Source organism: Ideonella alba (assembly GCF_018069875.1).
Lineage (GTDB): Bacteria > Pseudomonadota > Gammaproteobacteria > Burkholderiales > Burkholderiaceae_C > Ideonella > Ideonella alba.
Genome location: NZ_JAGQDF010000010.1, coordinates 170,148 through 196,776, shown reverse-complemented (window position 1 = coordinate 196,776; position 26,629 = coordinate 170,148). Strand labels below are relative to the sequence as shown.

Sequence of the window (26,629 nt, the reverse complement as noted above, 5' to 3'; positions counted from 1 at the left end):
GGCGCGCCCCGTTCAGCGCGCCTGCTCCACGCCCCGGTTGGCGAGCGCATCAGCGCGCTCGTTGCCGGGGTCGCCCGCGTGGCCCTTGACCCAGTGCCAGGACACGCGGTGTCCGGCGACCAGTTCATCCAGGCGGCGCCAGAGTTCCTCGTTCTTCACCGGCTTGCCGTCCGCGGTGCGCCAGCCGCGGCGCTTCCAGTTGTGGATCCAGGTGGTGATGCCGTTCTTCACGTACTCGCTGTCGGTGTAGATCGCCACCGCACAGGGCCGCTTGAGCGTGGACAGGGCCTCGATGACCGCGGTCAGCTCCATGCGGTTGTTGGTGGTCTGGCGTTCGCCACCGAAGAGTTCCTTCTCGTGGCTGCCGGCGCGCAGCCAGGCGCCCCAGCCGCCGGGGCCCGGGTTGCCCTTGCAGGCACCGTCGGTGTAGATCGTCACATCAGTCATGGGGGGCGATTGTCTCGTGCGCCGAGGCGCCGCCGCGCCAGTGTCGGTTGGCCGCCACCGCAGGCCCGGCAGCCAGCCGCAGCCGACGCCGCGGCGACAGGCCAACCAGGCGCATGCCGCGCACCCGCTTGACCGCCTGCAGCAGGTACACCGCTCCCAGCACCGGCCACCAGCGCTCGCCCACGCCCTCCATCCAGCGCCAGCGCTGCAGCCAGGCCTGGCTGCGGCAGGGCATGCGGTAGCAGCCAAAGCGACCCCGTTCAGGCTCCAGGTGCACCAATCGCATCCAGTCGCGCAGCCGCCAGTAGCCGATGGCCTCGCCGGTGTCGGGCAGGAAGAGCGGGCCGCTGCCCAGGCTGGCGTTGCGGGCCAGGTGCCCCATGCGCTGGCGCAGCATCCACAGGCTGGCCGGGTTGAAGCCCGACACGATCAGGCGCCCTTCCGGCCGCAGCACGCGGGCCGCCTCGGCCAGCGCCAGGTGCGGATCGTCCACCAGCTCCAGCGTGTGCGGCAACAGCACCAGGTCCAGCGACTCGTCCGGGAACGGCAGCGCCTCGGGCTGGCAGCGCAGCGTGGCGCCACCGGTGGGCAGCACGCTGGCCAACCCGTCGGGCACCGGGTCCAGGGCCATGGGCGCGACGGCCTCATCGTGCTCACAGGCCAGCCAGCGGTGCGGCATGCGGTTGTTGCGCAGGCCATCCATCTCGGGCAGGCCCAGCTGCAGCGCATGAAAGCCGAAGGAGTCGGCCACGGCTTCGTCCAGCAGGGTCTGCTCCCAGGCCAGCATGCAGCGGCCAGCCGGGGTATCCAGCCACCCCCCCAAATCTATAATCGCGTGTTCGCCAGCCATCGATGGAACTGCTCGCCCTCCCCGCCTTCGCCGACAACTACGTCTGGATGCTGATCCAGGGCCAGCAAGCCCTGGTGGTGGATCCGGGCGACGCGTCGCCGGTCTTGCAAGCCCTTGCGCAGCGCGGGCTGACCCTCGGCGGCATTCTAGTGACCCACCACCACGCCGACCATGTGGACGGTCTGGCGGCCCTGCGCCCGCATCTGCAAGGCGCGGTCTGGGGCCCCGACGACAGCCGCCTGGCCGGGCAGGTCCAGCCGGTGCACGATGGCGACACGCTGGCCTGGGGAGGCTGGGCCGTGTCGGTGATCGGCGTTCCGGGCCACACCCGCAGCCACCTGGCCTTTGCGGTGGCCGCCGATCCTCCGCTGCTGTTCTGCGGTGACACGCTGTTTTCGGCCGGCTGCGGCCGACTCTTCGAAGGCACGGCCGCGCAGATGCATGACTCGCTGCAGCGGCTGATGGCGCTGCCGCCTGAGACCCTGGTGTGCTGTGCCCACGAGTACACGCTGTCCAACCTGCGCTTTGCGATGGCGGCCGAGCCCGACAATGCCGCGCTGGCGTCGCATCGGCAGTGGGTCGAGGCGGTGCGTGCCGACGGCCGCCCCAGCCTGCCCACCACGCTGGCGCAGGAACGACAGATCAACCCTTTCCTGCGTTGCGACCAGCCGGCGCTGGTGGCCAGCGGGCTGGCGCATGGTGCTGCCAGCGACCGCCCCGACGACGTGTTTGCGGCGCTGCGCGCCTGGAAGAACGAGTTCCGATGACCCTTCACCGACTGCTTCCGACCCTGCTGGGCTGCTGCATCGCCCTCCTGGCTGCCGGCTGCGCGACCCCGTCTGCGGGCGTGACCGGCCCGGTGGTCCGCCCAGTGGCCCCGTCACCCGAGCCGCCGCCGCGCCTGACGCTGCAACCCCCGGGCAGCGCGATGGTGCTGGACGCCACGCCCGCCTCGCCGCCTGGCACAACGCCGGTGGCCGCCGAAGCCAGCCCGGTGCGCGCGGCCGAGGAACCGGCCACCGGTCCGATCGTCGACCCGGTGCACCCGGACCGCGTGCTCGACATCAACGACAGCGCCGCGCGCAGCGACCTGTGGGGCCGCGTGCGCAAGGGCTTCGCCATGCCCGACCTGTCGGACGACTGGGTGCGCCGGGCCGAGCAGCACTACGGTGGCAAGCCCGACTACATGCGCCGCATGACCGAGCGCGGCGGGCGCTACCTGTTCCACATCGTCGAGGAGGTCGAGCGCCGCGGCATGCCCTCCGAACTGGCGCTGCTGCCCTTTGTCGAGAGCGCCTTCAACCCGCAGGCGCTGTCCACCGCCCGTGCCTCGGGCATGTGGCAGTTCATGCCGATGACCGGCAAGGACTACGCGCTCAAGCAGAACATCTTCCGCGACGATCGCCGCGACGTGCTGGCCTCCACCCGCGCGGCGCTGGACTACCTGAGCCGGCTGAACAACATGTTCGGCGACTGGCACCTGGCCCTGGCCGCCTACAACTGGGGCGAAGGCAATGTGCAGCGCGCGATCGCCCGCAACCAGAAGGCCGGCCTGCCCACCGACTACAGCAGCCTGCGCATGCCCGACGAGACGCGCTACTACGTGCCCAAGCTGCAGGCGATCAAGAACCTGATCGCCGCACCCGACAACTACGGCCTGGCGCTGCCCGAGCTGAAGAACCACCCGTACTTCGTCAGCGTGCCGATCCAGCGCGACATCGATGTCGATCTGGCGGCGCGCCTGGCCGGCATCTCGGTCGAGGAGTTCCGCCAGCTCAACCCGCAGATGAACAAGCCGGTGATCCTGGCCGCCGGCACCGAGCAGGTGCTGCTGCCCTTCGACAACGCCGGCCGCTTCGTCGGCAACCTGAAGGCCCACCGCGGGCCGCTGGCCAGCTGGACCGCCTGGGTCGCGCCCAAGACGCTGCGGCCGGCCGATGCGGCCAGGCAGGTGGGCATGAGCGAGTCCGAACTGCGCGACATCAACCGCATCCCGCCGCGCATGCTGGTCAAGGCCGGCTCGACGCTGCTGGTGCCACGCACCGCTGGTCGCAATGCCGATGTGTCCGAGCACCTGGCCGACAACGCCACCATCGCGCTGGCACCCGACCTGCCGCCGATGCGCCGCCTGACGCTGCGCGCCGGCAAGCGCGGCGACAGCGTGGCGTCGGTGGCGCAGCGCTACCGCACCTCGGCGGCGATGGTGGCGCAGTGGAACAAGGTGTCGACCAACGCGGTGTTCAAGCCGGGCAGCACCTACATCGTGATGGTGCCGCAGGCCACCAAGCGCGCCGCGCCGGGTGCCCGTCAGAAGGCACCGGCCACCACCCGCCGCCCGGCCGCGCCCACCCGCACCCGTCGCTGATCTGCTCAGCGGCGGTCGACCAGCGCGTGGGCGATCGTCGAGAGGTCGACGTATTCCAGCTCACTGCCCGCCGGCACGCCGCGCGCGAGGCGCGTGACCTTCAGGCCGCGGGCGCGCAGGGATTCGCCCAGCACATGCGAGGTGGCCTCGCCCTCGGCGGTGAAGCTGGTGGCCAGGATGACCTCTTCCACCTCGCCGTCCAGCGCCCGCGCCAGCAGGCCGTCGGCGCGCAGCTGTTCCGGGCCCTGGCCGTCGATCGGGCTGATGCGGCCCATCAGCACGTAGTAGTAGCCGTGGTAGCTGCCGGTGCGCTCCAACGCAGCCTGGTCGGCCGGTGACTCGACCACGCAGAGCTGCCGGCGATCGCGACCGGTGTCGCGGCACACCGGGCACACCGGTGCCTCGCTGAAGGTGTGGCAGCGCTGGCAATGCTGCACCGACGCCACCGCGCGCTCCAGCGCCTGCGCCAGCACGCCGGCGCCCAGCCGGTCGTGCTGCAGCAGGTGGTAGGCCATGCGCTGGGCCGATTTCTGCCCAACGCCGGGCAGGCGCCGCAGCGCCTCCACCAGTGTCTCGAGCGCGCCGCTGCCTGCCACGGTGTCAGAACGGCATCTTCATGCCGGGGGGCAGCGGCAGGCCGGCGGTCAGCTTGCCCATGCGCTCCTGGCTGGTGGCCTCGGCGCGGCGCACCGCGTCATTGAAGGCCGCCGCGACCAGGTCTTCCAGCATGTCCTTGTCGTCGGCCAGAAGGCTGGGGTCGATGCTGACGCGGCGTACATCGTTGCGGCAGGTCATCACCACCTTCACCAGGCCGGCGCCGGACTGGCCTTCGACCTCAACCTGGGCCAGCTCTTCCTGGGCCTTCTTCAGGTTGTCCTGCATCTGCTGGGCCTGCTTCATCAGGCCGGCCAATTGACCCTTCATCATCGCGATTCTTCCTTTCGTGGATCGTCAGGCGCCAGGGCGGCGCCAGGTGTTCAGTGCGGTCGCACCGTGCCGGGCACGATGCGCGCGCCGGCGAATTGCTGAAGTGCCGCCACCACCAGCGGGTCGGCACGGAAGGCGGCCTCGGCCTCGGCCTGGCGCTGGCGCGCGGCTTCGGCGTCGCGCAGCGCGGGGGAATCCTGGGCCACGCCCGGCTCGGTGGCCAGCGACCGGCCCGCGTGGCCCGGCAGCTGGCGCAGTGCGGCCTGCAGCTTGTCCAGCAGCGGCGCGTTGCGCAGGCTGTCGCGCTCGACACGCAGGGTCCAGCGCTCGCCGTCGGTGGCCACCAGCTCGGCCTGCATCGCCAGCTCGCGCGCCAGCGCGCTGACCAGGCCCGCCTGCTGCAACGCCGTCACGGCCTCGGCCCAGGCATCGCCCAGCGGCGTGCGGCGCAGGCTGACCGCCGGCGCACTCGCGGCCGGGACGGACAGCTCGATCGGCTCGCTGGCCACCTCGGCGCTGGCCGGGATGATCGTCTCGCCGGGCTCCAAGGCATCGACGGGTGGCGCCTCGTCCATCCAGGGCGGCGGACCGTCCTCGTCCTGGGGTTCGGGCGGGCGCGAGGCGGCGCGCGCACGGGCCTTCTCGGCGGCCTCCTGGGCCAGGCGGGCTGCGGCGCTGACTGGCGCCGCCACAACGGGCGCAGGCGCAGGCACGGCGACAGGCGCGGGAGGCGGGGCCGCAACGGGCCTGGCCGCGACCGGCGCCGGTGCAGGAACCGGCATGGCCGCCGGGGCCACCGCAGCAGGGGTAGCCGACATCGCCACCGCCCCCGGGCCGGTCGCGCCGGTGCTGTGTTCGCCAGAGCCGGCGCTGCCACCAGAGGCCCCCCCCGCACCGCCTGCGGTCGCCGGCGGAAAGGCCAGGAAGCGCAGCAGCACCATCACCAGCCCCGCGTGCTCGTCCGGTGCCAGGCCCAGTTCGGCGCGGCCCTGCAGGCAGATGCTGTAGAGCAGCTGGGTTTCGTCGGCCGCCAGCGCCGGTGCCAGGCGACGCGCGGGCTCGGTGTCCGGGTCGGACGCGTCCAGGGCGCCGGGCACGGCCTGTTCCACCGCCATCTGCTGCAGCAGCCGGGCCATCTCCTCCAGCGTGGCGCTGGCCGACAGGCCCTGGCGGCGCAGACCCTCGCATTCGTCCAGCACGGCCCGACCGTCGCGGCCGGCCAGCGCCGCCACCAGGCGTTGCGCGTGGCGGCGGTCGACGCTGCCCAGCATCGCCCGCACGCCGGCCTCCTCCAGCCGGCCACCGCCATAGGCGATCGCCTGGTCGGTGAGCGACAAGGCGTCGCGCATCGAGCCGCGCGCGGCGCGCGACAGCAGGCGCAAAGCGCCGGGCTCGGCCGGGATGGCCTCGGCCGCCAGCACGCGCTCCAGGTACTCGGCCACCGTGGGTGGCGCCATCGGCCGCAGATTGAACTGCAGGCAGCGGCTCAGCACCGTGGGGAGCATCTTCTCGGGGTCGGTCGTGGCCAGCACGAACTTCAGGTACTCGGGCGGTTCCTCCAGCGTCTTCAGCAGCGCATTGAAGGCGTCCTTGGTCAGCTGATGCGCCTCGTCGATCATGAAGACCTTGAAGCGGCCGACGCTGGGCTTGTAGGCGGCCCGCTCGATCAGCTCGCGGATCTCGTCGATGCTGCGGTTGGAGGCCGCGTCCAGCTCGATGTAGTCGATGTAGCGGTCGGCGTCGATCTCGCGGCAGGCACTGCACACGCCGCAGGGACGCGCGGTGATGCCGCCCTGGCCGTCGGCGCCCTGGCAGTTCAGGCTCTTGGCCAGGATGCGCGAGACCGTGGTCTTGCCGATGCCGCGTGTGCCGGTGAACAGGTAGGCGTGGTGCAGGCGTTGCTGCTCCAGGGCGTGCGTCAGGGCACGCACCACATGGTCCTGGCCGACCATGTCCTCGAAGCTGCGCGGGCGGTACTTGCGGGCCAGGACGACGTAACTCATGCCACGGATTCTAGGCGGCCCCCCGCCCCCCGGGGCGAAGGGGGTGGCGTTGGCGTCCCTGGGGGTTGGGCCGGTCGCCAGCGCGGCCGACGATGAAGCCCTCTTCACCTGCCCCGACAAGGAGCCCCTCATGCCCGTCGTCCACACCCGCTATGTCACCTACACCGCCGCCGGCCGCCGCCGCCACCCGGGCAGCTCGGCCGCCGACATCACGCCCCCCTTCGACAACACCGTCAGCAGCTCGCCCTACACCGACTGGGCACCGCCCACGGCCAACTGGACCGATGGCGACGGCGTGAGCCACAGCGCCAACTTCGCCTTCTGGTCGGTCACCGGCGGCGCCGACGGCGCCTTCGTCTCCACCAACCCCGCGCTCAGCGTGCCGGTGGGCGACACGCCGATCGGCGTGACCGCCTGGTACCTGCCCACCGGCGGTGATGGCATCGGCGAGCCGGGCACCTACATCGACGCCTTCGATGTCGACGTCGGTGACTTCTTCGACGACGACTTCGTCAGCGTCGCCCCCGACACCGACCTGAGCTTCAATGCCAATGAACTGGGCCTGGTGCCCACCCGTGCGCCCGAGCAGATCACCGCCTTCGCATCCATCGGGCCGCGCCTGCTGCAGAGCTGGCAGCTGCTGGTCGTGAGCCCGCCGGGGGCCGACAGCGTCAATGGCGCCGTGCTGTCCACCGCCACCAAGAGCATGGCCGTGGCCTTTGCGTTCTACCAGCGCCCGCGCGGTGGCAGCAGCATTCCCAAGCTGGACGGTCGCGTCTACGAAGCCGGTGTGCGCATCATCTTCGGCGTCACCGCCGACGGTGGCGGGCTGACCGACAAGGGCCCGGTGCCGCCGTGGGAGCCGCTGGTGCGTGAGCTGGCCAACGCCATGGCGCTGGCCTACGCCGGTCGGCAAGGCGGTGCCGAGACGCGCCTGGCGGTGGTCAGCGCCGCAGCCAAGCAGCTGGGTGCCACCGCTGCCAAGCTCGGCCGCGCGATGGTCGAGGAGGCCAAGCTGGGGCTCTGACACCCGGCGCCGGATCGGGGGCGGGAGCCCCTGCGGGATAATCCCGCCATGAGTGCTCCCGCCCCCTCCGCATCCACCGCGTCGCTCAGCTACGAGCAGGCCGGTGTCAACTACGACCTGATCGATCCGCTGAAGGTTGCCGCGCAGCGCGCGGCGGCTGCCACCGCCGGCCACCTGGCTGGCCACGGCTTCACCGAAGTGCCGGCCTCGCGTGGCGAGTCGGCCTATGTGGTCGACGTCGGCCCGTTCTACCTGGCCAGCATCGTCGAGTGCCTGGGCTCCAAGGCCCTGGTCGCCGACGAGATGAAGGCCCTGACCGGCCGCAGCTACTACGAAGGCATCGCCCAGGACACGATCGCGATGGCGGTCAACGACCTGATCACCGTGGGCGCCACGCCGCTGGTCGTCCAGGCCTACTGGGCCGCCGGTGGCAGCGACTGGTTCGGTGACGCGCAGCGCGCCCAGGCCCTGGTGGCCGGCTGGAAGGCCGCCTGCGACCGCTGTGGTGTCGCCTGGGGCGGTGGTGAAACGCCGGCGCTGGCCGGCATCGTCGAGTCTGGCCGCATCGACCTGGCGGCTTCGTGCACCGGCATCATCAACCCCAAGAGCCGCCTCAGCGTGGGCGATCAGCTGGGCGCGGGTGACGCCATCGTGCTGCTGGCCTCCAGCGGCATCCACGCCAATGGCCTGAGCCTGGCGCGCAAGCTGACCGAGCGCCTGCCCCAGGGCTACCTGACCGAGGTGGCGCCGGGCCTGAGTTATGGCGAGGCCCTGCTCGCCCCCACCGTGCTCTACAGCCCGGTCACCGAGGCCCTGGCCCGCGCCGGCGTGACGGTGCACTACAGCGCCAACATCACCGGCCATGGCTGGCGCAAGCTGCTGCGTCATCCGGCCGAGCTGACCTACCGCATCCACACCGTGCCCGCGGTGCCGCCGGTGCTGCGCTTCATCCAGCAGCACGCCGGTCACGATGACCGCGAGGCCTATTCCACGCTGAACATGGGCGCCGGTTTCGCGCTGTTCGTGCCGCGCGAGCAGGCCGAGCAGACCGTGGCCATCGCCCGCGCCGAGGGCGTCGAGGCGGTGCTCGCCGGGCAGGTCGAGGCCGGTGCCAAGCAGCTGCTGATCGAGCCGCTGAGCATCCGCTTCGCGAGCGACGATCTGCAACTGCGGTGAATCCTCATTTTCTGATCTGAAAGCTCAGATATGATTCTCCCTGATCAGAGGGAGATGAATGGGCGAGCATGGACAGCCATGGCAGGCGACCGACGTCGCAACCGGAGCCAGGACGGACCCGGTGGTGGTGGCGTGGCCGGCCCGTGGCCAGGAAACGGTCAGCCTGGCTCAGTTGCTGCGCCGTCTGCCGCTGTTCGCCAGCCTGGATGAGCCGGCTGCCGACGAGCTCGCCCGCCACTGCAGCAAGCGCCGCGCCCGCCGCGGCGAACTGATCCAGGTCCAGGGCGCCCGCACGTCCGAGCTGGGCGTGCTGCTGTCGGGCCGTGCGCACAGCTTCCGCACCGACCCCCGCGGCCGCGAGGTCATCATCGACCTGATCCGCGTCGGTGACCCGCTGGGCGACCTCGCCCTGATCGACGGCCAGCCGCACTCCAGCAGCGTGCGCAGCGAGGAGGAATGCGACCTGCTGGTGGTGCCGGGCAATGTCTTCGCCATCACCCTGGCCACGCGGCCACAGGTGGCGCAGATGCTGCTGCTGCAGCTGTCACAACGGGTGCGCACCGCCTACCGCCGGGTGGCCTCGCTGGCCCACCAGGATGTGGGCGAACGCCTGCTGCAGCGCCTGCTGGACCTGTCCGTGCCCGACGGCGACGAATGGGTGCTGCGCGAGCGCATAGCGCGGCAGGATCTGGCCAAGATGATCGGCGCCTCACGCGAGATGGTCAGCCGCACGATGAAGGAACTCGAGACGGCGCGTACCATCCGCTACCGGGCCGATGGCTCGATCGTGCTGCGCAGAATGGCCTGATCGCCGGGCCGCCGCGGCCGGCGCCCATGCTCTCGCTGATCTCCGTCCCCTCGCTGTTCGTCGCTTCCTCGATCACCCAGGCCCTGCTGGGGGTCAGCTGCTGGCTGCTGCTGCGCCAGCGCCACGGCAGCGACCGGCTGCGCCCCTGGGCCTTCGCCGCGGTGGCGTCCGGCGGCTGGATGCTGCTGCTGGGCCTGCGCGGCATCGTGCCGGACTGGGCGGGATTCCCCCTCGCCAATGCGCTGGCCTTTGCCGGCATGCTGCTGACCCATCTGGCGCTGCGGCGCGAAGCCGGCGAGTCCTCGCCGCCCGCCTTGCTGGCCGCGTTGTGGCTGCTGCTGAGCACCGCCTACCTGCTGATCGACGTGCTGGCGGGCGTGACGCCACGCTTCCTCTTCGCGGCCAGCGTGCTGGCCGCGGGTTTCGCCATCAACGCCCGCCTGGCCTGGCGGGCGGCGGCGGTGCTGCCCTCGCGCAGCGGCCAATGGCTGGCCGCGCTGCTGGGCGCCTGGGCGGCGGTGGCGGCCAGCCGCGTGGTCTGGGCACTGTGGGACCCGCCATCGGCCAATGTGGCCGCGCTGACCCCGGCCAATCTGGCCACCTGGGTGATGTGCTACGCGCTGGGCCTGTTCGGCAATGTGGCCTACCTGGGCATGGTGCTGGACCGCGTGCGCTCCAGCGAGGCCCGCGCCCAGGCCGCCGAGTACGCCGAGCGGGCCCGCCGCGAATCGGCCGAGCAGCACGCCGGCCAGCTGACCGAGGCGCTGACCCAGCTCGACGCGCTGGCCCGCGAACGCGAGCAGCTGCTGGGGGTGCTGGCCCACGAGATCCGTCAGCCCTTGCACCGCGCGACCGGCGCCCTGCTGTCGGCCGGGGCGGCGCTGCGCGGCCCGCGGGCCGACGTGCAGGCCATCGCCGAGCGCCTGGACGCCGCCGAGACCGTGCTGGGCGAGCTGCGCTCGGTGCTGGACAACACGCTGGCCGCCGCACAGATCCTGACCCGTCGCGAACAGGTCACGCTGCAGGACGTGGACCTGGACCTGCTGATCGAGCTGGTGATGGGCGACCTGGCCCCCGACCAGCGGCAGCGCGTGGTGGTCGAGCGCCTGACGCGCCTGCGCACGCTGGAGGTGGAGCCGGGCCTGGTGCGCCTGGCACTGCGCAACCTGCTGCGCAACGCGTTCGTCCACGGCGGCGACGGTCAGTCGCTGGTGCAACTGCGCATCGAGGAGAGCCACTCGCCCTATGGCATGGCCCTGTCGGTGTGCGACCACGGCCATGGCTTGAGCGCCTCGCACTGGGCCCACCTGGACGACCCGGCCACCCACCACAAGCCCTTTCCCAGCCAGCGCGGCCAGGGCCTGGGGCTGAGCGTGGTGCGGCAGATCATGTCGGTGCACGGCGGCCAGCTGGTGCTGCGCCCGGTCCAGCCCAGCGGGCTGGAGGCCACGATGCTGTTTCCCTGGCCCGACACCCGCACCAGCCCGCGCCAGCGCCTGGCCTGAGCCGCCGTCAGGCGCGCCGCAACTCGGCCTTGAACAGGTAGCCCTGGCGCGAGCGCGACTGCAGCGGCACCAGCGCCGGGGTGGCCCGCTCGATGCGTCGGCGCAGGCGGTAGATGGTGGCGTGCAGCGCGTTGGGGTCCTCGCTGTCCAGGCCCAGCCGACGCGTCAATTCATCGCGCCCCACGGTCTGGCCGGGGTGTTCCAGCAGGCTCTCCATCACCTGCAGGTCGGTCGGGCTGAGCTCGATCAGCGCACCATCGGGCGCCCGCAGCGTGGCATGCGCGGCATCCAGCACCCAGACTTCCTGCTGCGACCCTCCGCGGCCGCTGCGCCGGTAGATCGCCCGGATGCCGGTCAGGATCTGCTCGAAGGTCGCCGGCTTGACCAGCAGCATGTCGGCACCGGCCTCGATGACATGGCCGAAGACGTCGCTGCCCAGCTTGCCCGAGACCACCAGGATGCCGGCATTGGTGCGCTTGCGCAGCAGGCGCAGCAGGTCCAGGCCATCGATGCCGGGCAGCATCAGGTCGACCACGTAGAACTCGTGCTCGAAGGCGCCGTCGCTGGTCAGCAGGTCGTCACTGTCGGCAAAGCTGCTGACCGACACGCCCAGTCCGGTCAGGAACTCGGCCAGGTAACCGCTGAAGTCCGCATCGTCATCGACCAGGGCGAGGGAATGAGGCAGCATGCCTGAGAGTGTAGTGGCCGGCGCAGACGGTTCATCTCGCCTACAATGGGCGGTGACGGGCCTCCTCGCATGGAAGCGCGGCCAACCGGGTCAGGTGGGGAACCAAGCAGCCCTAACCGTTGTGACCAGTGCCGGGGTTCAGGCTCGTCACCCTCTTCCCGTCAGCCGCCGTGCGCCCCTGGGCGCCGGCGGCTGATTCATTTCCAGGCACGTTCCCAGGCTCATTTCCAGCTGGGTGCGCGCTTGTCGATGAAGGCCTGCACGCCTTCCAGCGCCGAATCGTCCATCATGTTGCAGGCCATGGTCTGGCCGGCGTCGACATAGGCCGCCTCGATGCCGGATTCCAGCTGGCGATAGAACAGCTGCTTGCCCATCGCCACCGCGACCCGCGGCTTGGCCACGATGCTGGCCACCAGTGCCTCCACCGCCTCGTCCAGCGCCTCGGGCGCGGCAACGCGGTTGACCAGGCCCTTGGCGCGCGCCTCGTCGGCCGAGATGAACTCGCCGGTCACCAGCATCTCGTAGGCCGCCTTGCGGCCCAGGTTGCGGCTCAGCGCCACCGCCGGCGTGGAGCAGAACAGACCCAGGTTGACGCCGCTGACCGCAAAGCGGGCGCTGCTGGCGGCCACCGCCAGGTCGCACATCGCCACCAGCTGGCAGCCGGCCGCGGTGGCAATGCCCTGCACCTTGGCCACCACCGGCACCGGCAGCTTCTGGATCGCCATCATCACCTTGGCGCACTGGGCGAACAGGCGGCGGTAGTAGGCCTCCGACGGGTCGGCGCGCATCTCCTTCAGGTCGTGGCCGGCGCAGAAGGCCTTGCCGGCCGCGGCCAGCACCACCACGCGCACGCTGTCGTCGCGGGCGATCGCGTCCAGCTCGGTCTGCAGCGCGGCCAGCATGGCCTCGGACAGCGAGTTGAAGGCCTGCGGGCGGTTCAGCGTCAGCGTCAGCACACCGCGCGCATCCTGGTTGCGCAGCAGCAGCGGGTCTTCGGTGGTCAGCATGGGGGTGTCTCCTGGGGTGGTCATTCGAAGGCCTGCGCCGACTTCGCGCGGTCGCGCAGCATGAACTTCTGGATCTTGCCGGTGCTGGTCTTGGGGATGGGCTCGAAACGGATCTCGCGCGGCACCTTGTAGCCGGCCAGCAGGCCCTTGCAATGCGCCACCAGGTCCTCGGCGCTGACCTGCGCACCGGCAGCCAGCTCGACAAAGGCCACCGGCGTCTCACCCCACTTCGGGTCCGGCTTGGCCACCACCGCGCAGGCGGCCACCGCCGGGTGGCGGTACAGCGCGTCCTCCACCTCGATCGAGCTGATGTTCTCGCCACCCGAGATGATGATGTCCTTGCTGCGGTCCTTGATCTTGACGTAGCGGTCGGGCTCCAGCACGGCCAGGTCGCCGGTGTGGAACCAGCCCCCCTCGAAGGCCTTGTCGGTGGCCGACGGGTTCTTCAGGTAGCCCTTCATCGCGATGTTGCCGCGGAACATGATCTCGCCCATGGTCTGGCCGTCGGCCGGGACCTCGGTCATGGTCTCGGGGTCCATCACCGTCATGCCCTCCTGCAAGGCGTAGCGCACACCCTGGCGGCCGTTCAGGCGGGTCTGCTCGGACAGGCTTTCGCCGGCCCAGTGGGGGCGCTTGACCGCCACCGAGGCCGGGCCGTAGACCTCGGTCAGGCCATAGACATGGGTGATGTCAAAGCCCAGCCTGGCCATGCCCTCGATCATCGCCGCCGGCGGCGCCGCGCCGGCCACCATGCCGCGCACGCGCTGGGTGATGCCGTCACGCAGTGCCGGGTCGGCGCTGATCAGCAGGTTGTGCACGATGGGGGCGGCGCAGTAGTGGTCCACACGGTGTTCGCGCATCGCCGCCAGGATGTTCGCCGCATCCACCCGGCGCAGACACACATGGGTGCCGCCCAGCATCGCCACGGTCCAGGGAAAGCACCAGCCGTTGCAGTGGAACATCGGCAAGGTCCACAGGTAGACCGGGAAGTGCGGCATGGTCCAGGTGGCCGCGTTGCACACCGCGTTGAGGTAGGCGCCGCGGTGGTGGGTGACCACGCCCTTGGGGTCGCCGGTGGTGCCGCTGGTGTAACTCACCGCGATCGCGTCCCACTCGTCGGCCGGACCGTCCAGCCGGGCCAGCGGCGCGTGCGCAGCCAGCAGGGCCTCGTATTCGTGGCTGCCCACGCGTTCGGCACGGCCGGTGTGCTCGCTGTCGGCCACGTCGATCACCACCGGGTCGCGGCCATGCTTCTCGCGCAGCAGGCGCAGGGCTTCATACATCACCGGGCCGAACTCGGTGTCGGTGATCACCACCTGCGCTTCACAGTGGTTCATCTGCCAGGCCAGCAGCGACGCATCCAGCCGCGTGTTCAGGGTGTTGAGCACCGCGTTCAGCGCGGGCACCGCGTAGTGGGCCTCGACCATCTCGGGGGTGTTGGGCAGCATCACCGTGACGGTGCTGCCGCGCCCCACGCCCAGTGCACGCAAGGCGGCGGCCAGCCGGGCGCTGCGCTCGCGCACCTGGGCCCAGGTGTAGCGGCGCGCGCCGTGGATCACCGCCGGCAGGTCGGCAAACACCTCGGCGCTGCGCTCCACGAAGCTGACCGGCGACAGCGGCACGTGGTTGGCGGGGTTGCGGTCAAGGTGCAGGTCGTAGATCGACGTCATGTGGAAGCTCCCGGGCGGTGTGTGCAGACTGTAGCGCTGCCGGCGGTGGCGATCAGGCCAGGAAGCCGTTGCGGCGCAAGGCCTGCTCCATCTCGGCGCTGAACTCGGCAAAGACGTCCGGGTCGTACTTGATCGGACTGGTGTAGTAATGGGCCAGCGACTCGATGCCCAGTTCGCGCCAGCGCTCGGCCATGTGCGGCACCGCCAGGTAGCGCGCCTTGCCTCGCTCCTCGCGCTCGCGGAAATCGCGTTCGATGCTGGCGGCGTCGGGGCGCTGGTAGCGCTCGTCATGGATCCAGGCGCTCGCTGGCAGGCGGTCACGCTGGGCCGGCGCCTCGTCGGGCCAGCCCACCACCAGCGTGGTCACCGGCAGCACATGGTCGGGGCAGCCCAGCAGCTCGGCAATGGCCGCCATCGAGAACAGCGTGGTGCCCATGTAGCAGATGCCCAGGCCATGGCTTTCCAGTGCCAGTGCGGCGGTCTGGGCGATGATCATCGCGTCGAAGCTGGCCACATGCCAGCTGACCAGGTCGGAGAAACCTAAGCGGGCGCCACGCTCGGCGAGCCAGGCACGGGTGCGGTGGGTGTCGGCGCAGACAGTCAGCAGCAGCGGCGCCTGCAGGATCATGTCCTGCTCGCCGTGCAGCGCATGCAACTGGCGGCGCGAGGCCTGGTCGCGGGTCTTGACCACCGACACCATGTTCAGGTTGCCGCTGGACGAACTGCCCTGCAGCGCGTCCACCAGGCACGCGTCCACCAGAGCATCGTCCACCGGGTCACTGCGAAAACACCGGATCGAGCGGTGGGCCTGCAGCAGGCGGTGGAAAGCATCGGCCTCGGTCATGACGGCGGGTGGGCAATTGGGGTTCGCACATGATGCCTCAGCGGCCGCGCACTGCTACACTGCCCGCTTGTCAGGAGAGAGCCCCACCCGGGGCCGCCGAAGGCGCAGGGCCCACCCGAACGCTCAGGCAAAAGGACTGGCAAGGCGCGTGGCCCCGGCCATGCGTTCCTCACTGGAGAGAGGCGGACCCTGGAGTCCGTCCACCGAAGGGGCAAGCCCGGCCGTCTGACGCGGCGGGGTCAATCTCTCAGGTAAAGCGGACAGCGGGGGCATTTCGAACGGCCAGACCTTCCCGAACTGCCCCTTGGACACCGCCCTGATGAGCACGCCTGACACCCCTTTGCTGACCACCCCCCTCAACGACCTGCACCTGGAACTGGGCGCTCGGATGGTGCCCTTCGCGGGCTACAGCATGCCGGTGCAGTACCCCGCCGGGCTGATGGCCGAGCACCGCCACTGCCGCACGGCGGCGGCGCTGTTCGATGTCTCGCACATGGGCCAGCTGCGTCTGGTCGGCGCCGATGCCGCCGCTGCGCTGGAAACCCTGGTGCCGGTGGACATCGTCGACCTGCCAGTGGGCAAGCAGCGCTACGCGCTGTTCACCAACGAGCAGGGCGGCCTGCTCGACGACCTGATGGTCACCCGCCCTGCGCTGGACGCGCGCGCGGCCTTCGGCGACCTGTTCGTGGTGGTCAACGCCGGCTGCAAGGCCCAGGACATCGCCCACCTGCAGGCCGGCATCGGCCAGCGCTGCCAGGTCATCCCGATGCCCGAGCGCGCGCTGCTGGCGCTGCAAGGCCCGCAGGCGGTGGCCGCGCTGGCCCGGCTGAACCCGGATGTCGCCAGCCTCACCTTCATGACGGGTGGCCGCTTCGCGCTGGATGGCCTGGATTGCTTCGTCACCCGCTCGGGCTACACCGGTGAGGACGGCTTCGAGATCTCGGTGCACCAGGACCAGGCCGTGGCCCTGGCCCGCGCACTGCTGGCACAGCCCGAGGTGCAGCCCGCTGGCCTGGGCGCGCGCGACACGCTGCGCCTGGAAGCCGGCCTGTGCCTGTACGGCCATGACATCGACACCGCCACCACGCCGGTCGAGGCCGCGCTGACCTGGGCCATCCAGAAGGTTCGCCGCGCTGGTGGCGCGCGCGCCGGCGGCTACCCCGGTGCCGCGGTGATCGACGCCCAGCTGGCCACCGGCGCCGCCCGCAAGCGCGTCGGTCTGCTCGGCCAGGAACGCGCCCCGGTGCGCGAAGGCACCGCCCTCTTCGCCGCCGACGGCACGGCCCTGGGCACTGTCACCAGCGGCACGCTGGGCCCCACCGTCGGCCAGCCGGTGGCCATGGCCTATGTGCCGCCGGCCTACGCGGCCGTCGGCACCCAGGTGTTCGCCGAGGTGCGCGGCAAGCGCCTGCCGATGACCGTGACCGCCATGCCCTTCACCCCGAACCGCTACTACCGCGGCTGACCTCCCCATCCCCCCACAGGAGCCAACCCATGACGACCAAGTTCACCGCCGACCACGAGTGGATCAACATCGAGGACCATGAGGCCGCCGTCGTCGGCATCACGCTGCATGCGCAGGACGCGCTGGGCGACGTGGTCTTCGTCGACCTGCCCGAGGTGGGCAAGACCTACGCCAAGGGCGACGTGGCCGGCGTGGTCGAGTCGGTCAAGGCCGCTGCCGACATTTACATGCCGGTCACCGGCGAGATCGTCGAGGTCAACGAAGAGCTGCGCAACGACCCCTCGCTGGCCAACTCCGACCCGCTGGGCAAGGGCTGGTTCTTCACCGTCAAGGTCACCGACATGGCCCAGTTCGACGAGCTGATGGACCCGCCGGCCTACGACGCGCTGCTCAAGACCCTCTGATTTCCGGCGCCCCGGCGCCTGACCCTGACCCCCGCCTGCCGCCCATGCCCACCGCCCTGCCCCTGGCCGCGCTCGAGACCGACCGCGAGTTCGCCCCCCGCCACATCGGCCCCGGTGCCGCTGATGAACCGCTGATGTTGGCCGCCATCGGCGCCGCCTCGCGCGAGGCGCTGATGCGCACCATCGTCCCCGAGAGCATCCGCCGTCCGGCGCCGATGGACCTGCCCGCCCCGGTGGGCGAGGCCCAGGCCCTGGCCGAGCTGCGCGCGATCGCGGCGAGGAACCAGGTCTTCAAGAGCTTCATCGGCCAGGGCTACCACGGCACCCATGTGCCGGGCGTCGTGCTGCGCAACATCCTCGAGAACCCGGCCTGGTACACCGCCTACACGCCCTACCAGGCCGAGATCTCGCAGGGCCGCATGGAGGCGCTGGTGAACTTCCAGACCATGGTCTGCGATCTCACCGGCATGGCCATCGCCAACGCCAGCATGCTGGACGAAGCCACCGCCGCCGCAGAGGCCATGACCCTGGCCAAGCGCTCGGTCAAGAGCAAGAGCGACACCATCATCGTCGCTGGCGACTGCCATCCGCAGACCATCGAGGTCATCCGCACCCGTGCCGAACCGCTGGGCCTGCAGGTGCTGGTGGGCATGGCGCCGCAGCTGATGGCCGAGCACGACTACTTCGCGGTGATCGCGCAGTACCCGTCGACCACCGGCCTGATCCACGACCTGAAGCCCTATGTCGAGCAGGCCCACGCGAAGCAGGCCGCCTTCATCGTCGCGGCCGACCTGCTGGCGCTGACCCTGCTGGTGCCGCCGGGCGAGTTCGGCGCCGACATCGTGCTGGGCAACACCCAGCGCTTCGGCGTACCGATGGGCGCCGGCGGCCCGCACGCCGCCTACCTGGCCTGCCGCGACGAGTACAAGCGCTCGATGCCCGGCCGCCTGGTCGGCGTGTCGATCGACGCCCATGGCCAGCCCGCCTACCGGCTGGCGCTGCAGACCCGCGAGCAGCACATCCGCCGCGAGAAGGCCACCTCCAACATCTGCACCGCCCAGGTGCTGCTGGCGGTGATGGCCAGCATGTACGCGGTCTACCACGGGCCCGAGGGCCTGACCCGCATTGCCCGCCGCGTGGCGCGCTACACCGCCATCCTGTCGGCCGGCCTGCAGCAGATGGGCCTGAAGGTGCTGACGCCGCATGCCTTCGACACGATCGCGGTCGAGACGGCTGAGCGCACCGATGCCGTGCTGGCCGCTGCGCGTGCCGAGCATGCCAACCTGCGCCGCCTGTCCGATCGCATCGTCGGCATCGCGCTGGACGAGACCACCACCCGCGCCGACCTGGCCGCGCTGTGGCGCTGGCTGGCCCCGGCAGGTGCCGCGCTGCCCAGCGTCGAGGCGCTGGCAGGCGACTGCGACAGCCTGATCCCCGCTGCGCTGCAGCGTCGGTCGGCGTTCATGACCCACCCGGTCTTCAACCGCCATCACTCCGAAACCGCCATGCTGCGCTACCTGCGGCAATTGGCCGACAAGGACCTGGCCCTGGACCGCAGCATGATCCCGCTGGGCTCCTGCACGATGAAGCTCAACGCGACCAGCGAGATGATCCCCATCACCTGGCCCGAGTTCGCCGAACTGCACCCGTTCGCACCGGCCGAGCAGCTGCAAGGCTATGCTGAGCTGAACGCCCAGCTGTGCGGCTGGCTCAGCCAGGCCACTGGCTACGCCGGCATCAGCCTGCAGCCCAACGCCGGTTCTCAGGGCGAGTACGCCGGCCTGCTGGCCATCCGCGGCTGGCATGCCTCGCGCGGTGATGCGCAGCGCACCGTCTGCCTGATCCCCGAAAGCGCCCACGGCACCAACCCGGCTTCGGCGCAGATGGCCGGCATGAGCGTGGTGGTGGTCAAGTGCGACCCCAACGGCAGCGTCGACCTGGACGACCTGCAGGCCAAGTGCGAGGCGCACGCGCAGCAGCTGGCCTGCATCATGATCACCTACCCCTCCACCTACGGTGTGTTCGAGCCACGGGTGAAGGAGCTGTGCGCGATGGTCCACCGCTACGGCGGCCGGGTCTATGTGGACGGCGCCAACATGAACGCCCTGGTCGGCCTGGCCGCGCCCGGCGAGTTCGGCGGTGACGTCAGCCACCTGAACCTGCACAAGACCTTCTGCATCCCGCACGGCGGCGGCGGCCCCGGCGTCGGCCCGGTCTGCGTGGTCGAGGACCTGGTGCCTTTCCTGCCGGGCCATGCCACGGCCGGGCAGACCCGCGAGGGCGGCGTCGGTGCGGTCAGCGCCGGCCCCCTGGGCAATGCCGCGGTGCTGCCGATCAGCTGGATGTACATCCGCATGATGGGCGCCGACGGCCTGAAGGACGCCACCGAGGTGGCCATCCTGAACGCCAACTACGTGGCCGCGCGCCTGGCGCCGCACTACGACATCCACTTCAGCGGCGGCCATGACGGCATCGCCGGCGGTGGCGTGGCCCATGAGTGCATCCTGGACCTGCGCCCGCTGAAGGACAGCTCCGGCGTCAGCGCCGAGGACGTCGCCAAGCGCCTGATCGACTATGGCTTCCATGCGCCCACGCTGAGCTTCCCGGTGGCCGGCACGCTGATGGTCGAGCCCACCGAGAGCGAGAGCAAGGCCGAGCTGGACCGTTTCTGCGACGCGATGATCGCGATCCGCGACGAGATCCGCCAGGTCGAGGCGGGTGCGTGGCCGCGCGAGGACAACCCGCTGAAGAACGCCCCGCACACCGCCGCCAGCCTGCTGGCCGCCGACTGGACGCACCCCTACACCCGCGAGCAGGCTGCCTACCCGGTGGCCAGCCTGCGCGCCGGCAAGTACTGGTCGCCGGTGGGTCGGGTCGACAACGTGTGGGGCGACCGCAACCTCAGCTGCAGCTGCCCGCCGGTGTCGGACTACGCCTGAGCACTGAGCCATGGCTGTCTCGGTCTTCGACCTCTTCAAGATCGGCATCGGGCCGAGCAGCTCGCACACCGTGGGGCCGATGCGCGCCGCGCGTCTGTTCACGCTGCGCCTGGCCCATGAGGGCCTGCTGGCGCGCACCGCGCGCGTGCACTGCGGCCTGTACGGCTCGCTGGGCGCCACCGGCAAGGGCCACGGCAGCGATACCGCGGTGCTGCTGGGCCTGGCCGGTCATGAGCCCGACACCGTCGATGTGGACCAGGTGCCGGCGCTGCTGGCGGCGATTCGCGGCGGTGGCCGCCTGCTGCTCCAAGGCGAGCATGCGGTGGCCTTCGAGGAGGCGCGCGACCTGGCCTTCTTCCGCCGCGAGAGCCTGCCCTTCCACGCCAACGGCATGCGCCTGACGGCCTTCGACGCCAGCGGTGCCGAGCTGTGCCAGCGCGTGTACTACTCGGTGGGCGGCGGCTTCGTGGTCAGCGAGGAGGTGGCCGCCGACGGCAGCCGCCAGAAGACCATCGCCCCTGACGCCACGGTGCTGCCGCTGCCTTTCACCAGCGGCGAGCAGTTGCTGGCGCTGTGCGCCGAGCACGGCCTGTCGATCGCCCAGCTGATGCGCCGCAACGAGCGCCACTGGCGCAGCGACGCCGAGATCGATGCCGGTCTGCTGCGCATCTGGGCGGTGATGCAGGCCTGTGTGGAGCGCGGTTGCCGCACCGAGGGCACGCTGCCCGGCGGCTTCAAGGTCAAGCGCCGCGCCAAGGCGCTGCGCGAGGCGCTGACCGCCAAACCCGAGGAGGCGCTGCGCGACCCGTTGCAGGTGCTGGACTGGGTGAACCTCTATGCGCTGGCGGTCAACGAGGAGAACGCCGCCGGCGGCCGCGTGGTCACCGCGCCCACCAACGGCGCGGCCGGCATCGTGCCGGCGGTGCTGCATTACTACACCCGCTTCGTGCCCGGTGCCAGCGAATCGGGCGTGGTCGATTTCCTGCTCACCGCCGCCGCGATCGGCATCCTCTACAAGGAGAACGCCAGCATCTCCGGCGCCGAGGTCGGCTGCCAGGGCGAGGTGGGCGTGGCCTGCTCGATGGCCGCCGGCGCGCTGTGCGCGGTGATGGGCGGCACGCCCGAGCAGGCCGAGAACGCCGCCGAGATCGGCATGGAGCACCACCTGGGCCTGACCTGCGACCCGGTGGGTGGCCTGGTGCAGATTCCCTGCATCGAGCGCAACGCCATCGCCTCGGTCAAGGCCATCAATGCCGCGCGCATGGCACTGCGCGGCGACGGCAGCCACTTCGTCAGCCTGGACAAGGTCATCAAGACGATGCGCGAGACCGGTGCCGACATGATGACCAAGTACAAGGAAACCGCGCGCGGCGGTCTGGCGGTCAATATCGTCGAATGCTGAGTGCGGCCCGCCACCCCAGCACAAGGGGTGGCGGCGCTGGCTGGCCGGCGCTACAACAGCGGGACGCCGGCGCGACGACCGGCCAAGCGGAGCCACCATGCCTACAAGCGTCCATCGTCTCCCGACTGGCCTGCGGGGCGGCCTGGCCCTGTGCATGACGCTGGCCGTGTGCGCAGCGCCTGCCCAGACGCCCGCCGACGCCGCCACACGCTTCGCGCAGATCCGCCAGGCCGCCGTGGCCGCCGCACCCAGCCTGAGCCGCCCTGCCATGCGGACTCCCGGCGAACCGACGATTCCCTTGCTCGACTGCCTGGACGCGGGCCTCGACCTGGGCGTCGGCGAGAAGGACCCGGACAGCATGGTCATCCAGGTCGCGATGGAGGTCGAGCAACTGGGCCAATCGCTGCGGGCGCTGGCACTGCCCCCCGCGCTGTGGCAGCCCTTGCTCGACGGCATGCAAAGTGCCGCGATCGAGGCGCTGGCCGAACCCAGCACCCGCGGTGCGGCGCATCAACGTAGCGTCGAGCGCCTGTCCGCGCGCCATCAGGCGCTCAAGGGGCAACTCGAGCAAGCCGCGGTGCGCCATCAACGCCAGCGCCGAGGCCCGCCGGTGGTGCTTCAGGACGGCTGCGGTGCCGGTGAGCTGCCGGTGGAGTTGCGGACGCGGCCGGCCGGAGGGCGCATCAGCTATATCACGCTGTTCAGACACCGGCTGTGCGAGGTCCAGCGCATTCCGCCCACCGACCGCCAGCGTTGCCGCGGCTGGGTGGATGTGGTGAAGGCCCAGGAATTCCTCAGCGGCCAGTACGCCTACCAGGTGCGCTGGCCGGATGGTCAGCTCAGCTCGGGCGTGTTCGACACCCGCCCGGCCTCAGTGGTCGATGGGCCTGCCGACGACATTGTCCGTATTGAGCTGCGCCGCTGAATGAGCCGCCCGCCAAGCCCCGCGGCCCGGCGTCCGGGCCTGACCCGCAGCCTGCTGTTGCTGCGCCACCTGGAGCCGCCCTGGTGGGTGTTGCTGGCCCTCGCCACAGTGGCCCTGGTGCTGTCGGCGGGTGGCACGGCACCGCCGTGGCCGGCGCGCAGCGGCTCGCTGACGGCGGTGCTGGCGGTGGCCGGCGCGCTGGCGCTGGGTCGCTGGCGGGCCCATCGCCCATCGGTCTGGAGCGTGGGCCTGCAGCGCGGCGCGCTGTTGGCGCTGCTGCTCTGCGCCGCCCTGTTCCTGGGTCTGATGTCGCGCTTTGGCTTCACCATCCCCGCCACTGGCGAGACCGGTGTCAAGGGCTTCGTCTGCACACCAGAGGCGCGCCTGATCTACCCGCAGACCTGCCCGGACGACGATCTGGATGCGCTGCGCTCGGCCGAGTACGAGGCCACCCGCATCTGGCAGCCCTGGAGCGTCGATCTGGTGCGCCTGGCGCTGCTGCTGTCCTGGGCGCTGGCCTGGTGCGCCGCCTGTGTACTGGCCACCGGACTGGCCCGGCCGGGCTTCCAGGCATTGGTCCGACGCGCGCCGAGCACCGCGTCGGAGGGCAGGCCCTATGTGTTCGTCAGCTACGCCCATGCCGACCTGGCGCAGCTGCTGCCGGTGCTCGACCAGCTTGACGCCGCCGGCCAGGCGCTGTGGTTCGACAAGGGCCTGGAAGGCGCCACCGACTGGGACACCAGCCTGGCGCTGCAGGTGCAGAACTGTCAGGCCCTGCTGCTGTTCCTGTCCCCGGCCAGCGTGGCGTCACCCTGGGTGCAGCGCGAGGTGCGCTATGCCGACGACCTGGGCAAGCCGGTGTTCGCGGTGCGCATCGGTGACGTCGCCCTCAGCCCGGCATTGGCGCTGCGTCTGGGCCGCAACCAGGTGATCGAGGGCAGCGCCGAGGAAATCGCCGAGCGATTCCTGCAGCGCTTCCAGCCCACCACCCGCGCGGGATGAGACGCCGGCGGCCGCCCGCTCAGCCCCGCTTCTCGCGCACCAGGTAGCTGTAGATCACCGGCACCACCACCAGCGTCAGCAGCGTCGAGGTGATCACGCCACCGATGATGGCGCGGCCCATCGAGGCCTGGAACTCGCCACCCTCGTTCAGCGCCAGCGCCAGCGGCAACATGCCGAAGACCATGGCCGCGGTGGTCATGACGATGGGCCGCATCCGGGTCTGGCCGGCCTCGAGCAGGGCGTCCATCATGCCGGCGCCGCGCTGGCGCGCATGGTTGGCGAAGTCGACCAGCAGGATTGCGTTCTTCGTCACCAGGCCCATCAGCATGATCAGGCCGATCAGCGAGAACAGGTTGATCGTGGACTGGCTGATCCACAGCGCCAGCATCACGCCGATCAGTGACAGCGGCAGCGAGGCCATGATCGCCAGCGGCTGGATGAAGCTGCCGAACTGGCTGGCCAGCACGATGTAGATGAAGATCACCGCCAGGCCCAGCGCGCCGAAGATGGCGCCGAACACCTCATCCTGGTCCTTGGTCTGGCCGCCCACGTCGAAGCGGTAGCCCGGTGGCAGCGAGGTCTGCTCGACCAGCTTCTTCACGTCGGCGCCTACGTCACCGGCGGCGCGACCCGAGCCATGGTCGATGCCGGCGTAGATGCCCTGGCGGCGCTGCAGGTCCTGGCGCTTGATCAGCTGCGGGTTGGTGACCGCGGTGATCGTCGCCACGCGCTCCAGCGCCACCGGCGTGCCGTCCTTGGCGTAGGCCACCGGCAGCTGGCGCAGCTGGTCAATGTCGCGCCGCTGGTCCTGCGGCAGGCGCAGCTGCACCTCCACCTGCTGGCCATCGGGCGTGGTCCACCAGGTGGCCACGTCACCGTTCACGTAGGCGCGCATCGAGCTGGCCAGCGTCTGCGCCGACAGGCCCAGCTCGCGGGCGGCATCGGGCTTCAGACGCACCGCGTAGGCGGGCACACCGGGCTTGACCGAGTTCTCCAGGTCGGCGATGCCCTTGATCTTGCGGATCTTCTCGGTCAGCTGGGTGGTGATCTGGTCCAGCACTTCCGGGTCCGGCCCCAGCACGCCCACATAGATCGGACGGTCCCAGCCCAGGGCCACGTCCACGCCGGGCACGCTGGCGAAGGCGGCGCGGATCGCGTCCTCGACCTCCTTCTGGCTGCGCTCGCGCTGCTTGCGGGGCTTCAGGTTCACGCCGATCGTGCCGGCCGAGCGTCCCTGCTCGCCGCCGATGTTGGTGTTGACCGTCACCACCTCGGGGAAGCGGGTGACGATGGCCTCGAGCTGGCGGAATTTCTCGTCGGAGCGCTCCAGGCTGGAGCCCACCGGCAGCTTGACGTTGATCTGGATGAAGCCGTCATCGGTCTGCGGGATCATCTCGGCGCCGATCAGGCCCGAGGCCGGAATGGCCAGCGCGGCCACGAAGCTGAAGGCGGCGACCCACAGCACCACCCCGCGCGGGCTCAGCGTGGCCCGGCGCCAGCGGCGGGGCTCGCCCTTCTGGCGGCGACCATCGGGGCCGAACGGGTGGCCGTAGGCGGGCCAGGGCAGGCGGTAGCGGCTGGGCCCCATCGCCCAGCGGATCAGCGCGCCGTAGAGGCTGTGCAGGTGCTCCATGCCCGCATCCACCGCGGCCAGCAGGTGCCGCACGACGGGCAGCCGGCTGAAGCGGTCACCCGGAGGATCCTTCCAGACGGCCGAGAGCATCGGGTCGAGCGTGAAGCTGACGAACAGGCTGACCAGCACCGCCGCCACCACGGTGATGCCGAAGGGGTAGAAAAACTTGCCGACGATGCCGTGCATGAAGGCCACCGGCGTGAACACCGCGCAGATCGCGAAGGTGGTGGCCAGCACCGCCAGGCCGATCTCGTCGGTGCCTTCGCGGGCCGCGGTGTGGTGGTCCTTGCCCATCTTCACGTGGCGCACGATGTTTTCGCGCACCACGATCGCGTCATCGATCAGCAGGCCGATGCACAGGCTCAGCGCCATCATCGTCATGAAGTTCAGCGTGAAGCCGAAGGCGTACACCGCCAGGAAGCTGGCGATCACGGAGATCGGCAGCGTCAGGCCGGTGATCACGGTGCTGCGCCAGCTGTGCAGGAACAGGAAGACGATGCCCACGGTCAGCAGCGCGCCCTCGATCAGGGTGCGCTTGACGCCGTCGAGCGAGTCCTTGGTCCAGTCGCTGCGCGCCCAGATCAGCCGCATCTCCATGCCCGGCGGCAGGCTGCCCTTGATCTCCTCGTAGGCCGCCTTGACGGCCTCGCCGGTGGCCACCAGGTTGGCGTCCTGCTGCTTGACGATGTTGAAGGTCACGGCCTGCTTGCCGTTGATGCGCGACAGCGAGTCGGGTTCCTGCTCGCGCTCCACCACCTGCCCCAGGTCGGCCACGGTGACCACGCCGGCTGCGCCGGAGGACACCACCACCTCGCCGAATTCCTTGGGCGTGCGGATGCGGCCCTCGATGCGCACGATGGCATCGATGCGCTCGCCGCTGAGCAGGCCCACCGGCTGGTCGGCGTTGGCGCGCTGCAGCGCGGCGGCCACGTCAGCCGGCGTCAGCGCATGGGCGCGCAGGCGCTGCGGGTCCAGGTCGATGCGCACCTGGCGCACCACCAGGCCGCCGATCTGCACGCGCGCCACGCCGTCGACCCGCTCGAAGCGGCGGCGCAGCGTCTGGTCGGCCAGCAGCGACAGCTCACGGGCGCTGCGGTCGCTGGCCATCAGCGCCACGATGACCGTGGGTTGCTGGTTGTCGCCATCGAAGCGGGCGATCAGCGGCTGCTTGACGTCTCGCGGAAAGCTGGCCTGGACCTGGGCCACCTTGTCGCGCACGTCCTGCACGGCGCGGCTCATGTCGGCGTCGACATTGAAGCGCAGGTAGCTTTCGCTGCGGCCCTCGAAGCTGTTCGAGGTGATCTGCTTGATGCCGGCAATGCCGTTGAGGGCCTGCTCCAGCGGCTGGGTCACCTCGGTTTCCACCGCCGGCGGCGAGGCGCCGGGGTAGGCCACCTGGACAAACACCATCGGCGGCGAGACGTCGGGCATCTGCTCCACGCCCAGGCGGTTGTAGGCGAACAGGCCCAGCACGCAGATGGCCACCATCACCATCGTGGCGAAGACGGGGTTGTTGATCGAGACGCGGGTCATCCACATGGC

Annotated in this window: 22 protein-coding genes, 1 other RNA gene and 2 riboswitches; of the genes, 13 read left to right on the top strand and 10 right to left on the bottom strand. The window is 70.7% G+C overall.

Translation table 11 applies throughout. The features are described from left to right. Window positions 1-12 precede the first annotated feature (12 nt). Together rnhA and KAK07_RS17380 are read right to left on the bottom strand one after the other, a co-directional pair. On the bottom strand, window positions 13-447 hold the full coding sequence (rnhA, locus tag KAK07_RS17385; protein WP_210801250.1) for a ribonuclease HI: 435 nt from the start codon (window positions 445-447) through the stop codon (window positions 13-15). Beyond that, window positions 440-1,234, bottom strand: coding sequence for a class I SAM-dependent methyltransferase (locus KAK07_RS17380; RefSeq protein WP_247661126.1), 795 nt, complete (start codon window positions 1,232-1,234; stop codon window positions 440-442). The genes rnhA and KAK07_RS17380 overlap by 8 nt, the downstream gene beginning before the upstream one ends. Before the next feature lie 65 nt (window positions 1,235-1,299). On the opposite strand from KAK07_RS17380, the gene gloB reads away from it, so the two are divergent. Next, entirely contained in the window at window positions 1,300-2,064 is a 765-nt protein-coding gene (gene gloB, locus KAK07_RS17375; RefSeq protein WP_210862103.1) for a hydroxyacylglutathione hydrolase, read from the top strand. Next, window positions 2,061-3,662 carry a transglycosylase SLT domain-containing protein gene (locus KAK07_RS17370; protein WP_210854287.1) on the top strand — a complete coding sequence of 534 codons (1,602 nt, stop codon included), beginning with the start codon at window positions 2,061-2,063 and terminating at the stop codon, window positions 3,660-3,662. The genes gloB and KAK07_RS17370 overlap by 4 nt, the downstream gene beginning before the upstream one ends. Window positions 3,663-3,667: 5 nt before the next feature. Here the strand turns inward: KAK07_RS17370 and recR are convergent, their stop codons facing one another. The 3 genes from recR to dnaX are packed head-to-tail and all read right to left on the bottom strand — an operon-like array spanning window position 3,668 to window position 6,592. Beyond that, on the bottom strand, window positions 3,668-4,258 hold the full coding sequence (recR, locus tag KAK07_RS17365; protein WP_210854288.1) for a recombination mediator RecR: 591 nt from the start codon (window positions 4,256-4,258) through the stop codon (window positions 3,668-3,670). Window positions 4,259-4,262: 4 nt separating this feature from the next. After that, the gene (locus KAK07_RS17360; protein WP_210801245.1) at window positions 4,263-4,589 is read right to left on the bottom strand and encodes a YbaB/EbfC family nucleoid-associated protein; all 327 of its coding nucleotides are present in this window, start codon (window positions 4,587-4,589) and stop codon (window positions 4,263-4,265) included. Window positions 4,590-4,639: 50 nt separating this feature from the next. Continuing rightward, window positions 4,640-6,592 carry a DNA polymerase III subunit gamma/tau gene (gene dnaX, locus KAK07_RS17355; protein WP_210862100.1) on the bottom strand — a complete coding sequence of 651 codons (1,953 nt, stop codon included), beginning with the start codon at window positions 6,590-6,592 and terminating at the stop codon, window positions 4,640-4,642. Window positions 6,593-6,722: 130 nt separating this feature from the next. Between dnaX and KAK07_RS17350 the strand changes: the two genes are divergently transcribed. The 4 genes from KAK07_RS17350 (at window position 6,723) to KAK07_RS17335 (ending at window position 11,108) form a co-directional block, all read left to right on the top strand. Further along, on the top strand, window positions 6,723-7,619 hold the full coding sequence (locus KAK07_RS17350) for a hypothetical protein (RefSeq protein WP_210862098.1): 897 nt from the start codon (window positions 6,723-6,725) through the stop codon (window positions 7,617-7,619). 48 nt (window positions 7,620-7,667) lie between these two features. Beyond that, on the top strand, window positions 7,668-8,795 hold the full coding sequence (locus tag KAK07_RS17345; RefSeq protein WP_210862096.1) for an AIR synthase-related protein: 1,128 nt from the start codon (window positions 7,668-7,670) through the stop codon (window positions 8,793-8,795). 121 nt (window positions 8,796-8,916) lie between these two features. Continuing rightward, window positions 8,917-9,603, top strand: coding sequence for a Crp/Fnr family transcriptional regulator (locus tag KAK07_RS17340; protein WP_210862094.1), 687 nt, complete (start codon window positions 8,917-8,919; stop codon window positions 9,601-9,603). Between the two features lie 26 nt (window positions 9,604-9,629). Beyond that, window positions 9,630-11,108 carry a sensor histidine kinase gene (locus KAK07_RS17335; protein ID WP_210862092.1) on the top strand — a complete coding sequence of 493 codons (1,479 nt, stop codon included), beginning with the start codon at window positions 9,630-9,632 and terminating at the stop codon, window positions 11,106-11,108. A gap of 7 nt (window positions 11,109-11,115) precedes the next feature. Here KAK07_RS17335 and KAK07_RS17330 read toward each other — a convergent pair whose 3' ends face one another. Continuing rightward, complete coding sequence (locus KAK07_RS17330) at window positions 11,116-11,796, bottom strand: response regulator transcription factor (RefSeq protein ID WP_210854294.1); 681 nt, start codon at window positions 11,794-11,796, stop codon at window positions 11,116-11,118. Window positions 11,797-11,850: 54 nt separating this feature from the next. Between KAK07_RS17330 and ffs the strand changes: the two genes are divergently transcribed. After that, window positions 11,851-11,948, top strand: an RNA gene (gene ffs / locus KAK07_RS17325) — signal recognition particle sRNA small type. A 69-nt stretch (window positions 11,949-12,017) separates the two neighbouring features. Here ffs and KAK07_RS17320 read toward each other — a convergent pair. Genes KAK07_RS17320 through KAK07_RS17310 form a run of 3 tightly spaced genes read right to left on the bottom strand, consistent with a single transcriptional unit; the run spans window position 12,018 to window position 15,317 of the window. Continuing rightward, the gene (locus KAK07_RS17320; RefSeq protein WP_210854295.1) at window positions 12,018-12,803 is read right to left on the bottom strand and encodes an enoyl-CoA hydratase; all 786 of its coding nucleotides are present in this window, start codon (window positions 12,801-12,803) and stop codon (window positions 12,018-12,020) included. A 20-nt stretch (window positions 12,804-12,823) separates the two neighbouring features. Beyond that, a complete protein-coding gene (locus KAK07_RS17315; RefSeq protein ID WP_210862090.1) occupies window positions 12,824-14,473 on the bottom strand; it encodes an acyl-CoA synthetase in 1,650 nt (549 codons plus the stop codon). A gap of 52 nt (window positions 14,474-14,525) precedes the next feature. Further along, on the bottom strand, window positions 14,526-15,317 hold the full coding sequence (locus tag KAK07_RS17310; RefSeq protein WP_210862088.1) for a nitroreductase family protein: 792 nt from the start codon (window positions 15,315-15,317) through the stop codon (window positions 14,526-14,528). 61 nt (window positions 15,318-15,378) lie between these two features. Further along, a riboswitch (glycine riboswitch) is annotated at window positions 15,379-15,466 on the top strand. 13 nt (window positions 15,467-15,479) lie between these two features. Then, a riboswitch (glycine riboswitch) is annotated at window positions 15,480-15,591 on the top strand. Window positions 15,592-15,636: 45 nt separating this feature from the next. Between KAK07_RS17310 and gcvT the strand changes: the two genes are divergently transcribed. The 6 genes from gcvT to KAK07_RS17280 all read left to right on the top strand — a co-directional run bounded on the left by gcvT (window position 15,637) and on the right by KAK07_RS17280 (window position 23,454). Continuing rightward, window positions 15,637-16,782 (top strand): glycine cleavage system aminomethyltransferase GcvT, encoded by a 1,146-nt coding sequence (gcvT, locus tag KAK07_RS17305; RefSeq protein WP_210862086.1) that lies wholly within the window; start codon window positions 15,637-15,639, stop codon window positions 16,780-16,782. 29 nt (window positions 16,783-16,811) lie between these two features. Next, a complete protein-coding gene (gene gcvH / locus KAK07_RS17300) occupies window positions 16,812-17,186 on the top strand; it encodes a glycine cleavage system protein GcvH (RefSeq protein WP_210854299.1) in 375 nt (124 codons plus the stop codon). Window positions 17,187-17,230: 44 nt separating this feature from the next. Beyond that, complete coding sequence (gene gcvP, locus KAK07_RS17295) at window positions 17,231-20,125, top strand: aminomethyl-transferring glycine dehydrogenase (protein ID WP_210862080.1); 2,895 nt, start codon at window positions 17,231-17,233, stop codon at window positions 20,123-20,125. Window positions 20,126-20,135: 10 nt separating this feature from the next. Then, complete coding sequence (locus KAK07_RS17290; protein WP_210862078.1) at window positions 20,136-21,527, top strand: L-serine ammonia-lyase; 1,392 nt, start codon at window positions 20,136-20,138, stop codon at window positions 21,525-21,527. 154 nt (window positions 21,528-21,681) lie between these two features. Then, window positions 21,682-22,452 (top strand): hypothetical protein, encoded by a 771-nt coding sequence (locus KAK07_RS17285; protein WP_210862076.1) that lies wholly within the window; start codon window positions 21,682-21,684, stop codon window positions 22,450-22,452. Then, window positions 22,453-23,454 (top strand): toll/interleukin-1 receptor domain-containing protein, encoded by a 1,002-nt coding sequence (locus tag KAK07_RS17280; protein WP_210862075.1) that lies wholly within the window; start codon window positions 22,453-22,455, stop codon window positions 23,452-23,454. It begins immediately after the preceding gene. A 19-nt stretch (window positions 23,455-23,473) separates the two neighbouring features. On the opposite strand, the gene KAK07_RS17275 is transcribed toward KAK07_RS17280, so the two are convergent. Next, a complete protein-coding gene (locus KAK07_RS17275; protein WP_210862072.1) occupies window positions 23,474-26,626 on the bottom strand; it encodes an efflux RND transporter permease subunit in 3,153 nt (1,050 codons plus the stop codon). Window positions 26,627-26,629 lie beyond the last annotated feature (3 nt).